The 12,117-nt window shown below is 74.9% G+C and carries 8 protein-coding genes; 4 read left to right on the top strand and 4 right to left on the bottom strand.

The annotated features are described in order from the left end of the window. The first annotated feature begins 65 nt into the window (after positions 1-65). Together ACFZDL_RS07030 and ACFZDL_RS07025 are read left to right on the top strand one after the other, a co-directional pair. On the top strand, positions 66-716 hold the full coding sequence (locus ACFZDL_RS07030) for a LysE family translocator (protein WP_353593266.1): 651 nt from the start codon (positions 66-68) through the stop codon (positions 714-716). Positions 717-884: 168 nt separating this feature from the next. Then, positions 885-1,796, top strand: coding sequence for an MBL fold metallo-hydrolase (locus tag ACFZDL_RS07025; RefSeq protein ID WP_353593265.1), 912 nt, complete (start codon positions 885-887; stop codon positions 1,794-1,796). 29 nt (positions 1,797-1,825) lie between these two features. Here ACFZDL_RS07025 and ACFZDL_RS07020 read toward each other — a convergent pair whose 3' ends face one another. After that, on the bottom strand, positions 1,826-6,184 hold the full coding sequence (locus ACFZDL_RS07020; protein WP_353593264.1) for a cation-translocating P-type ATPase: 4,359 nt from the start codon (positions 6,182-6,184) through the stop codon (positions 1,826-1,828). A 236-nt stretch (positions 6,185-6,420) separates the two neighbouring features. On the opposite strand from ACFZDL_RS07020, the gene ACFZDL_RS07015 reads away from it, so the two are divergent. Further along, entirely contained in the window at positions 6,421-6,894 is a 474-nt protein-coding gene (locus tag ACFZDL_RS07015; protein ID WP_353593263.1) for a hypothetical protein, read from the top strand. A 130-nt stretch (positions 6,895-7,024) separates the two neighbouring features. Here ACFZDL_RS07015 and ACFZDL_RS07010 read toward each other — a convergent pair whose 3' ends face one another. Continuing rightward, positions 7,025-7,822, bottom strand: a complete 798-nt coding sequence (locus ACFZDL_RS07010; RefSeq protein WP_353593262.1) for a DJ-1/PfpI family protein — start codon at positions 7,820-7,822, stop codon at positions 7,025-7,027. A 194-nt stretch (positions 7,823-8,016) separates the two neighbouring features. On the opposite strand from ACFZDL_RS07010, the gene ACFZDL_RS07005 reads away from it, so the two are divergent. Continuing rightward, a complete protein-coding gene (locus ACFZDL_RS07005; RefSeq protein WP_353593261.1) occupies positions 8,017-9,816 on the top strand; it encodes a sigma-70 family RNA polymerase sigma factor in 1,800 nt (599 codons plus the stop codon). A 12-nt stretch (positions 9,817-9,828) separates the two neighbouring features. On the opposite strand, the gene paaK is transcribed toward ACFZDL_RS07005, so the two are convergent. After that, positions 9,829-11,166 carry a phenylacetate--CoA ligase PaaK gene (gene paaK, locus ACFZDL_RS07000; protein ID WP_353593260.1) on the bottom strand — a complete coding sequence of 446 codons (1,338 nt, stop codon included), beginning with the start codon at positions 11,164-11,166 and terminating at the stop codon, positions 9,829-9,831. 251 nt (positions 11,167-11,417) lie between these two features. Further along, complete coding sequence (locus tag ACFZDL_RS06995) at positions 11,418-12,008, bottom strand: hypothetical protein (protein ID WP_353593259.1); 591 nt, start codon at positions 12,006-12,008, stop codon at positions 11,418-11,420. Positions 12,009-12,117 lie beyond the last annotated feature (109 nt).

Raw genomic sequence — 12,117 nt, 5'->3', positions numbered from 1 at the left:
GGCGACCGCGTCTCGCCCCCTGAAATCGCCTTGGCCGGCCTCGTCACCGCGGTGATACTCGCCGCATGGAACTCTCCCTGATCGCCGCCTTCGTGGCGGCCGCCTTCCTGCTCAGCATCGCCCCCGGCCCTGACATGCTCTTCATCGTGGCCAACGCCACGGCCGGAGGCCGCCGCGCCGGGCTGGTGGCCGCCCTCGGCATGTCGACCGGTCTGGCCGTGCACACGCTCGCGGCGGCGCTCGGTCTGAGCGCGCTGTTCCGGGCGGCTCCGGAGGCGCTGGAGGTGGTGCGGCTGGCCGGTGCCGTGTTCCTGATCTACCTCGCCGTCACCTCCTGGCGAGCGGGCCGCCGTACGCCCGGCGAGGCCGGCCAGGGTCCCGTACGGGCCACCGCGCCCCGGCGGCCGCTGCGCAAGCTCTATCTGATGGCGACGCTCACCAATGTGGCCAACCCCAAGGTCATCCTGTTCTACCTGGCGTTTTTGCCGCAGTTCCTGACCGTGGGCGATGCGGCGTGGCCGGTGTGGCTGCAACTGCTGACCCTCGGCGGGCTGTTCATCATGGTCGGGCTGCCGGTGGACGCCACGGTCGGCCTGGCCGCCGGGAGCCTGGCGGACAAGCTCCTGCGCCGGCCCTCCTTCCGCCGCCGGCTGGAGCGGGCGTCGGCCGTGATCTTCGGCGGGCTCGCGGTCCGGCTGGCGCTCGACAGCCGCTGATCCGGCATATCACCACAAACCTTCCGCGTGTGTCACTGTCGCTCAGAGTCCCCTCCCGGGAAAACAACAAGGTCCGGCCCCCCTTCTTTTTTGCGCCGCCCCCGGGATATCCATGATGTGAGCGGCCGCGCACAGGCCGTGATCGACGCGGACGGAAGGACCTGGACCATGAGCGACAGGGCGCGCCCAACCCTCGAAGAGAGCGGCTGGCAGGGCGGCTGGCACGTGGACGACCGCTGTACGAACTGCGATGTGGCGCGGCAGCTCGCCCCCGGGCTGATCGGCGAGGCCGACGGCCGCTCGCGGGTGCTGCGCCAGCCGCGTGACGAGGCCGAGACCAGGCTGCTGCACACCGCCGCGTACGCCTGCCACACCCGGTCGATCCGGCCTCCGTCCGGGCAGCGGCTCGACCCGGCGCTCGACCCGTTTCCGCTGGCCCTGGACGACTTTGTCTGGCTGTGCGGACACAACTCGACGCACACCGCCGCGGCCAACTCGTATCTGCTGCGCCGCCCGTCGGGGAACGTCATGGTCGACACCCCGCGCTGGAGCGAGTCGCTGGCGGAGCGGTACGAGGCGCTGGGTCCGGTGGCCGAGGTGCTGCTCACCCACCGCGACCACGCGGCGCACGGCCGCCGCTGGGCGGACCGCTTCGGCGCCCGGCTGTGGATCCACGAGGGCGACCTGGCCTCGGCCCCGGACGCCGACCGCGTGCTGCGCGGCACCGAGCCGGCCGAGGTCACAGACGGCGTGGTCGCCCATCCGCTCCCCGGGCACACCGAGGGCAGCGTGCTGTACGTGGCGGACGAGCGGTACTGCTTCAGCGGCGACAGCCTCTACTGGTCGCGCACCACGGCGGACATCGAGGTCGTGGAGAGCGTGACCTGGTACTCCATCGAGGAGCTGGCCGCGTCCCTGGCCCGCTCGGCCCCGCGGCTGCGCTTCGAATGGCTGCTGCCCGGCCACGGGGACCGCAAGCGGCTGCCCGCGGCCGAGACGGCCCGCCGCCTGGCGGGGCTTACGGACCGGGTACGGGCGCTGCGGCCCCGCCCGATCGACTTCTCGGCCGTACGCTGGTGAGCCCCGTACGCCCGGCCGCACCGCCGGCCCTAGGCGGCCGTGCCCCGCACCAGCGGGGTCAGCGCCGAGCCGACCAGGGTGGCCGTGACGATGGAGCCCATGGTGATGCCCCACGCCACCGGGCCCAGCGGGGTGCAGCCGAAGAACTGGCTGACGCCCGGTGTCTGGACGATGCCCGCGAGGACCGCCGCCGAGCCGAATCCCGCGATCAGGACGTGCCGGTCCAGACCGCCGGTGGCCAGGGTCTGGGCGAGCTGGGTGCCGACCAGGGCGACGAGCGCGACCGTGCCGGCGCGGCGGGAGCGGCCGGTGAGCCGCGCGCCTGACCAGGCCATGCCCGCGCCGAGGGCGGTGATGACGCCGCGCAGCAGCATCTCGTGGGTCAGGGCGGTGCCCAGGGAGCGGTGCGGGCCTTCGCGCAGCAGCCGCTCGCCGGTCTGGCCGGTCGGCTCGCGCACCGCGATGGCGAGCGCGGGCGCGAGGTCGGTGAGCAGGTTGACCAGCATGATCTGCCGGGCGTTCAGCGGTGTGCCGCCGGTGAGGGCGGCGGTGACCACGCTGAAGGTGACCTCTCCCAGGTTGCCGCCGACGAGGATGGCGAGCGCGGCGCGCACCGAGGCCCACATGGCCCGCCCCTCCATCAGCGCCGAGACGATGGTCTCCAGGCGGTCGTCGCCGACGACCAGGTCCGCGGCGGCGGTCGCGGCGGGCGTGCCGCGCCGGCCCAGGGCGATCCCGACGTCCGCGAGGCGGATGGCGGGGGCGTCGTTGGCCCCGTCGCCGGTCATCGCCACGGTCCGCCCGAGGCGCTGGTACGCCTGGACGATGCGGACCTTGTGGTGCGGGCTGCACCGGGCGATCACATCGACGGTGGGCAGCAGTTCGTCGAGCGTGGCGTCGTCGAGCTCGTCCAGCTCGGGGCCCGTGCACACCTTCGGTTCGAGGACGTCGCTGACGGTCGCGGCGATGGCGTCCGCGGTGGCCGGGTGGTCGCCGGTGAGCATCACGGTGTGCACACCGGCCTCGTGCAGCCGCCTGGTGGCGGGGGCGGCGCTGGTGCGCACCGGGTCGGCGAGCGCGATGAAGCCGAGGAAGACCAGGTCCTGTACGGCCTCGTCGGTGAGTTCTTCGTCGCCCGCCATGGGCCGTTCGGCCACGGCCAGGACCCGGCGGCCGGCACCGGCCAGCGCTTCGGCGCGGTCGGTGAGTTCCTTGGCCGCGGCGCCGTCCAGCGGGGTCTCCGCGTCCCGGGTCCGCCGGCGGGCGCAGCGGAGCAGCACGTTCTCCGGTGCGCCCTTCACGCTCAGCAGCATGCGGTGGGAGGTGCGCCCCGCGGTGGCGTGGTAGGCCCGGGACGGTTCGAAGGGCAGCGAGTCGGTGCGCCGCCAGCGGGGGGCGCCGTGTCGTACGGTGACGCCGGCGCGGCGGGCTCCGGCCATCACCGCGCGGTCGGTCTGGTGGGCCATGGGCTCCGCCTGCCGGGCCGGCGGGGTGGCGCGCAGCGCGGCGGCGAGCACCGCCTTGCGCGGGGTGTCGAGCCGGTCGGCGGGCAGCTCCACCTCCGCGTCGCCGACGGCGGCCAGCTGGAGGTTGCCCTCGGTGAGGGTGCCGGTCTTGTCGAAGCACAGGACGTCGGCGCGGCCGAGCGCCTCGATGGTGCGGGGGTTGCGCACCAGCGCGCCGAGGTCGGCCAGGCGGCGTGCGGCGGCGAGCTGGGCCGCGTTGACCAGGAACGGCAGCCCTTCGGGTACGGAGGCGACGGCGAGGTTGACCGCGGAGGCCAGGGTGTCGGTCAGCTTGCGGCCGTGCAGCACCCCGGCTCCGGAGACCGCGGACGCGGAGCCGATGGCGATGGGCAGGCTGGCCCGGGTGAGTCTGGTCAGCCGGGCCTCCACGCCGGTGACGGGCGCGGCCTGGCGCGCGGTGGCGAGGCTGCGGCCGACCTCGGTGGAGGTGCCGGTGGCCACCACGACGGCCACCGCCCGCCCGGCGGAGACGGTGGTGCCCTCGTAGAGCATCGAGCGGCGCCCGGTGATGTCCGCGGCGGCCACCGGCGCCGGGTCCTTGGCCGCCGGCAGGGACTCGCCGGTCAGCGACGACTCGTCCACTTCGAGGCCTTCGGCCTCCAGCAGCCGGCAGTCGGCGGGCACCACGTCCTCGGGGCGCAGCGCGACGATGTCGCCGGCCACCAGGTCACCGGCGGCGACCAGCCGCTCGGTGCCGCCGCGGCGTACCCGCGCCCCGATGGCCGAGCGGGAGAACAGCTCCGCCAGGGCGCGCTCGGTCCGCACCCGCTGGACCCCGCCGACCAGCGCGGAGGTCCCGGTGATGGCGGCCACCAGGGCGGCGTCGGTGCGCGATCCCACGGCCGCGGCCAGCGCGGCCCCGGCGGCGAGCACCGGGGTGAGGGGGTTGGCCAGCTCCTCGATGAACGCCGAGGGCAGGGTGGTGCCGGGCGGCTCGCCGGTGCGCGGCGCGCCGGGGGCGCGGGCGCGGGCGGCGGCCTCGGCCGGGGCGAGGCCGCCGGGCGGGGTGCCCAGGCGCTCCAGCACGCGCGGGACGGGCATCAGATGCCAGGGGACGGAGGTCACCGGCGGGGCGAGGGGGCGCGCTATGAGCTGTCGGGCGCGCCAGGTGCCCATGCAGAAGGCGATGGTGCCGGCGATGTTGCCGGCGCCGGTGGCGCGCGCGGCGGCCTGCCGGCGCGGGGCCTGGAGGGCGGCGACGGCGCCGACGCCGCTGCCGCCGGCCGCGAGTACGGCGCTGTCCCGGTCGACCCGGGCCGCCACCCCCACGGCGTCCACGATCACCCCGGCCGACTCCAGGTCAGCACCGACCAGCAGATGCGCTCCCCAGGCCGGGGGCTCGCCCTCGCGGTGGGTGCCGATGCCGCAGTCGGCGGCGCCCAGCGCCCGGCGGTTGCCCGAGAGCAGGAGCACCACGGCGCCGTCGGCCTGCAGGGCGCGTACCGAGGCCACCAGGCGTCCTCCGGCGGGCATCACCGCGTCGGCGAAGGCGAACGCCGGGTGCGGGCGGTCGGTGGCCAGGACGACGCGGGCGCCCGCCCGCCGGGCGGCGGCGGCCACGGCCTCGGCGCCCGGGGCGGTCTGTACGGCCAGCCCCACCACGGCCCGCAGGCGGCGGCCCTTGGCCAGGCCGAGGACGCGTTCGCTGCCCCTGCGGCGCAGCCGGGAGGCGGCCTGGCTGCCCGTACGGCCCGTCAGATGGAGCTGGTCCAGCGGCCCCAGCGACCAGCCCTGGCCGTTCCCGCGGACCTCCAGGGGGCCGTCGGGGTCGAAGAGGTCGAAGAGGCGTTCGGAGATCGGCGCGGCCTCGGCCCCGTCGAGCACATCCACGTCGACGGGCTCGTACCGGTCGCTGCGCAGCGCCTCCTCGTCCAGCACCACGGTGTCGACCTGGCCCAGCCGCCGCAGCGCGCCGCGGTCCATGGCCACCACGCCGCGCAGCGCCAGAAAGCGGCCGAGGCTGGTCGCGAACCCCTCCCGGCCGCCTCCCGTCGCCTTGGGCACGGAGGCCAGCGCCACGGCGAGCCCGCGGCGGGGGCCGGCGAACGGCACGGCGAGCGCGCCGGCGACGGCGCCGGCCCGCATGGACCGCTCCGCGTACAGCGCGGTGGCGTCCCTGGGGGGCGGTCCGGGCCGCTCGACGATGATCGGTTCGGCCGCCACGTCCCGCGGCCCGTGCACCAGATGCGGTTCGGCCGCCTCCCAGGCCGCGCTCTCCGCGTCGGCCTCCCGCCACTGGGCGAGGCGCTCGACCACGTCCAGGGCGAGCCCTCCGCCGCGGGTGGCCACGCCCTGGGCCAGCGCGCTCATCGCGGTCAGCGCCGGGTCGGCCCGCTCGGCGCCGCCGATCGCCGCGGCCAGCCGGCGTGCCCGCGGGTGGTGCTGGATCAGAGAGGCCAGCGCACCCACTTCGGTGGGCAGTTTGAGCCAGGGGGCCAGGCGCAGCGCGGTGGACAGGGTCAGGCCCACGGCGTCCGCGGTCAGGGCGGAGAGGGACGCGGGGGTGTTGGCGCCTTCCGAGGGGTGGTGCGGCTCCGGGCGCCATTCGTCGAACTCCTCGGCCTCGGCGGCGGCTCCGTGGGCTTCGGCCTGTTCGACCAGGGCGATCAGCTCGGACTCGCGCGGCGGCGGGGAGGCGAGCGACACCACGACACGCTCGGTGGGGGCGTTGACCCGCGCCCACCGGACGCGGGGGTGTGTCTCGAGCGCCGTCTCCACGCGGCGGCCGACCCGCTCGCCCCCGATGCCGTGCACCCCCCGGACCTCGATGTAGCAGCGCCCGGGGTAGGACCACACTCCGCGCCGTGGCAGCCTGGCCAGCCGTCCGAGGAGTCCGGCCGCGCCGCGCAGGCCGGCAGTCATCCCGCCGGTGAGGGGTCCCAGCAGTGGGGGCGCCGGGATGCGCGGTCCCGGTCGTTCCGGCTGTTCCGGCTGTTCGGACGGTTGTGACCGTGGTGCTTGTGACATCGGCGCGGCCTCCTGTTCACATCGCCCGGCAGCCGCCCCCACCCGGCACCCAGTTCGGCAGAAGATGGATCCCGATTACCCTGAAAAGTGAGGAATTACCGCTACGTCAACCATGTGTGGACGTGAGATCTGTGAGTACTCCCACCACCGCCCGCAAGCGCGGGCCCTCGGACAAGACGAAGACAGCGGCCCGGCAGAAGACGACGACGGCCCGGCAGAAGTCAGCGGCCGCCGCGAAGAGCACACCCGCGAAGGCCTCGGCCGGCACACCCGCGAAGGGCTCCAAGGCCATGACGAAGGCCGGCAAGCCGGCCAGGCCCGAGGCGGGCGACGGCAAGCGGTCCGTGACCGTCACCGTCCCCACGATGCGGAGCATGGCGGGCGGCCTGATGGACGCGGCGCTGCTGCCGGTGGCCGTGGCCCGGCGGTGGCTGCCCGCCAAGGGCGGTCTGCCGCTGTACGTGGGCCTGGGCATCCTGGGCGCCGCGGACGCGATCGAGTGGCCGGTGGCCGTGGGCATCGGCGTCGGCTACGCCGTTCTGCGCCGCGGCGGCGTCATGGCGCCCCCGTCCACCGGCCGCCCGACCGTCGCCCAGGCGGCCTGAGGCCCCCTGGGGCACCCGCTACACCGAGCACGGCAAGGTGATCTGGACCGAGCAGCCGCTGCCCCGGCGCGGCTGAGCAGCCCGGCCCGGATCACCGACGCATGGCCGCGGCATCGCACGCCGCCATGTGTCAGGTCGCGGCGTCCGCCAACAGCTTCAGGGCGAGCTGCTGGAGCTCGGGGCCGGCCTTGTCGGGGCTGCCGGTGTCGTACGGCGGTTCGGGGTCGTACTCGACCGCGAGCTGCATGGCCTTGGCGGTTTTCTCGTCGGACAGCCGGGCGGCGAGGTGCAGGCCCATGTCGATCCCGGCGGAGACGCCCGCGGCGGTGATGATCTTCCCCGTCTCGACGAACCGTCCCGGCGTGTCGATGGCGCCCACCTCGGCCAGCGAGGGGCGGGCGGCCCAGTACGTGGTGGCGGGCAGGCCGCGGAGCAGCCCGGCGGCGCCCAGGATCAGCGACCCGGTGCACACCGAGGTGGTCCACACCGTCTGCTCGTGCATACGGCGCAGCCAGTCGAGGATCGCCTCGTCGCCCATCGAGGCCGTGGTGCCGCGCTCGCCCCCGCCCGGCACCAGCACGACCTCCGCCCGGGGCATCTCGTCGAGGGACCGCTCGGCCACCAGCGCCAGCTCCCCGGTGTCCGTGCGCACCCGCCCGGCCCGCTTGGCCACCGTGGTCACCGAGACACGGGGGACGCGGCACAGCACCTCGTACGGGCCGACGGCGTCCAGCGCCGTGAAGCCCTCGTACAGCAGCACCGCCACCCGAATCGGCCGCCCGGACGCCCCGCCGGCCGCGGCGCCGTCCTCCTCGGGGGCCTGCTGGGCCCGGGCCGGGGCCGCCGCGACCGTCGTCAGCCCCGCGCCGAGGCTTCCCACCGCGGCTGCCCTCAGCAGTTTGCGGCGGCCGTTGTCCACACCTGCCATGAATCCCTCCCAGGTCGGTCCTCCGGTGGAATGCCGGTGAGCAGGTAGTCGGCCCGGAGCCCGGCGGGGTTCCGGGGCGCAGGAAGCTTTCCGGGATTTGTGTTATCCAGACCAGCGCGGCTCCGTCTCCTGTGGGGGGCGCCCCTACATGACCGGGGTGGGGTCGCCGAAATCGGGAAGGAGCGAGGTGGCGCGTGCGCACCAAGGAGCAGTCGGACGCCGCGGTAGTCGCGGCGGCGCGGGCCGGGGACCAGCGAGCGCTGGCGGAGCTGCTGGAGGAGTACCTGCCGCTGGTCTACAACGTGGTGGGCCGGGCCCTGGACGGCCACGCGGACGTCGATGACGTCGTACAGGAGACGATGCTGCGGGCGGTAACGGGGCTGGCGGGCCTGGCCGACCCGGAGCGCTTCCGGTCCTGGCTGGTGGCGATAGCCATGAACCAGGTGCGCCAGCGCTGGCGGGAGGGGCGGGCGGGGGCGCGGGCCGGGCATCTGGAGGAGGTGGCCGAGGTGGCCGATCCCGGTTCGGACTTCGCCGAGCTGACCGTGTTGCGGCTCGGGCTGTCCGGGCAGCGGCGGGAGGTCGTGGAGGCGACCCGCTGGCTGGAGCGGGACGAGCGGGAGGTGCTGTCGCTGTGGTGGCTGGAGACCGCGGGCGAGCTGACCCGCGCCGAGCTCGCGGCGGCCTGTCAGCTCCCCCCGACCCATGCCGCGGTGCGGGTCCAGCGGGTCAAGAGCCGGCTGGACACCGCCCGGGGCGTGGTGCGGGCGCTGCGCGCGTCGCCGCGCTGCCCCGAGCTGTCGGCGCTGGTGAAGCCGTGGCACGGCCGGCCGTCCGCGCTGTGGCGCAAGCGCCTGGCCCGCCATGTCGGGCAGTGCCCGGAGTGCGCGGTGGCCGCGGCCGGTCTGGTGCCCGCCGAGGGGCTGTTGGTGGGCATGGCCCTGGTGCCGCTGCCGGCGGGGCTGGCCGCGTACGCGCTGGGGCAGCTCGCCTCGGGGACGCCCGCGGTGGCCGCCGCGGGCGCGGCGGCGGCTTCGTCGTCAACGACCGCTGGGGGCAAACTGGCCCAGATCCTGGCGCAGGCCACGGCGAAGCCGGTGGTGGCGATGGCCGCCGCGGGCGGTCTGGCGGTCGCCGGTGCCACCCTGTACGTCCAGTCCGGGCCCGGATCCGCAGCGGACCCGGGGCGCCCGCCGTCCGCCGCGGCGTCCACCGCGCCCGCCGTGCCCGGGGCGTCGTCGGCGGCGCCGACCGGTGAGGTGGGCGAGGCGGTCTCCCGGCCCCCGTCGCGCACGCCGAAGCCCTCCCGGTCCGCCTCCGCCCCGGCCCGCCCGCGCTCGCTGTACGGCACGGTGGTCGACAAGGCCGACGCGGCCCCGGCTGTTGACGCCCGCCCCGGTCCCCTGCCGGAGCGGCCGGAGGGGCGTCCGATCACCGGTTCCGGCAGCTATGAACAGCCGAGCCCCGGCAATTATGTGATGGTCAACAACGCCCAGTACGTGACGCTGACCGGGCAGGGGTATGTCCGGGTCCGCTGGGGGCTCGTGCCCGCCGCGCGGTCCGGCCAACTGAGGATGCCCAGTTGGACCGGGCTGAGCGGGCGGCTGTTCCATGTGGCCTCCGGCGGGGGCCGCCGCATGGACGACCAGGTGCCGGGGGCCACGGACCGGCCGCACACCGGGATGGGCAGCGCCGCCACGGGGTTCGACACCCTGCCGGCCGGCGCCCAGCAGATGTGGCAGAACGAGTACTACTACCTCGACGGCAGTGTGACCCTCCATCTCAACGAGGACTGGGCCGACTACAACCTCGCGGTCTCCGGCGTGGACCGGGCCGCGATCCTCCGCGACATCCAGCAGCCGCCCGGGGACAGGGCGATCCGCTACGGGCTGGTGCGGGACACCGGAACCGACGCCGCCCCGGTCCCGCAGTATGTGACCCGCTCGCGCTCCGCCGACCCCCTCACCGTGCCGCTCCGCGGTGACCTGCGCTGAGCCGATGAGCCCTCAGCGCAGGTCCTTGACCCGGCGGAGCTTCCCGACGGAGCGCTCCAGCGACTCCGGCTCCACCACCGCCGCCTCGACGGTCAGGCCCACCCCGTCCTTGACCGCCTGGGCGATGGTCCGCTCGGCGGCCGCGCGCGCCTCGGGCGTGGCGCCGGGGCGCGCCTCCGCCTGGACGGTCAGCCGGTCCATCCGGCCGCTGCGGGTCAGCACCAGCTGGAAGTGCGGGGCGACGCCGGGGGTGCGCAGCACGATCTCCTCGATCTGGCTGGGGAAGAGGTTCACCCCGCGCACGATGATCATGTCGTCGCAGCGGCCGGTGATCTTCTCGATGCGGCGGAACGCGGGCCGGGCCGTGCCGGGCAGCAGCCGGGTCAGGTCGCGGGTGCGGTAGCGGATGACGGGCATAGCCTCCTTGGTCAGGGAGGTCAGGACCAGCTCGCCCTCCTCCCCGTCGGCCACCGGTTCGTCGGTGAGCGGGTCCACGATCTCGGGGTAGAAGTGGTCCTCCCACACATGCAGCCCGTCCTTGGTCTCCACGCACTCCTGGGCCACGCCGGGGCCGATCACCTCGGACAGCCCGTAGATGTCCACGGCGTGGAGGTCCGCGCGCTCCTCGATCTCCCGGCGCATCTCCTCGGTCCACGGCTCGGCGCCGAAGACGCCGACCTTGAGGGAGGTGGTGCGCGGATCGATGCCCTGGCGCTCGAACTCGTCGAGGAGGGTCAGCATGTAGGAGGGGGTGACCATGATGACCTCGGGCCTGAAGTCCTCGATGATCCGCACCTGGCGGGCCGTCATGCCGCCGGAGGCGGGAACGACGGCGCAGCCGAGCCGTTCGGCGCCGTAGTGCGCGCCGAGGCCACCGGTGAACAGGCCGTATCCGTAGGAGATGTGCACCATCTGACCGGGGCGCCCGCCGGCCGCGCGCAGCGAGCGGGCGACCACCTCGGCCCACATGGCCAGGTCGTTCTCCGTATAGCCGACGACGGTGGGGCGGCCGGTGGTGCCGCTGGAGGCGTGGACGCGGCGCAGCCGCGAGCGGTCCACGGCGAGCAGGCCGAAAGGGTAGGTGTCGCGCAGATCGGCCTTGGTGGTGAGGGGAAAGCGGGCCAGGTCCTCCAGCGTGCGGCAGTCCTCGGGCTCGACTCCGGCCGCGCGGAACTTCGCCCGGTACGGCTCGACATGGTCGTACACCCGCCTGAGGGTGGCCCGCAGCCGGGCGAGCTGTGTCTCGCGCAGCTCTTCGGGCCCCATCCGCTCGGCGGCGTCCAGGAGTTCGGCCGGCGGCGGTGATCCCAGCCGGCGCCCGCCCCCCGTCGTATGCGTCGACACCGTCATGTCTGGCACCACCTCATGAACCGACCGAACATTCGGTTTAACCGTGCGACGCGATCAAGTAATCCAGCATCCGACGGGCCTGTCAAGGGATGGCGCGGGCGCGCGGAGGGGACGCCCTTCACCCCCTCTCTGTCCCCTATATAGGGCCGCCTGAATCGGGCCCTGTATGCCGCCTGAATCGGGCCCTGTATATAGGGGACAGAGACGGGGCGGATCGGGGACGGCAAAAGGGCGTGGGACCGGCCGTCAGCTCAGCCCGAGGGGGGCGGGTCCGAGGCGGACGGCGAGGACTTGTAGGCGGTGGACTTCTCGATGGCGCCGCCGAGCTTGTCCCGGGCGGCCTTCAGGGAGCTCATGGACTCCGCCGAGACGACCCAGCGGTTGCCGACCAGAAAACTCCCGCCGTACATCTGCGCGTAGTCCAGCCAGTCCCGCTGCCCCTTGGCGGTCACGAAGCTGAGGAAGACGTAGTTCTTCTTGCCGAGGTGGCAGACGCCCTGACGGTAGTCGTCGACGTCCGTGGTGATCTCCGGCTTGCAGCCCATGGTCCTGGCCAGCTTCTCGACGCCGGCCGGGCGGGCGGCCGGGGCGCTCGCGCTCGGCCTGCCCTTCCCGCCCTTGCCGATCGACGCCTTGTCGGTTTCGGCGTCCGATCCGCATCCCGCGGACAGCAGCGCCACGGCCGCGACGGCCGGCACCACCGCACCGGCGCCGACACGGGCGCGGCGACGCGGGGCGGCCCACGGCCGGATGCGCGGGGCCGCGGCGGCGCGGCCGGGGGCCGGGCGGGTCGCGTCTTCCGGGGAGCACCTTCGCGGTGCGTGCTCGGGCTTCACGTCCATCGGTACGGACGCGGCGGGCGGGGCGTTCAGCGAATCCGCGAATTCCTTCGCGCACCCCTTCCACCCACCCGATCTACGCGCGTATCTTCGCCGGACCGCACTTCCCCCC

The organism is Streptomyces sp. NPDC007917 (assembly GCF_042959105.1).
Lineage (GTDB): Bacteria > Actinomycetota > Actinomycetes > Streptomycetales > Streptomycetaceae > Streptomyces.
This window is presented reverse-complemented; position numbering and strand designations above follow the sequence as displayed.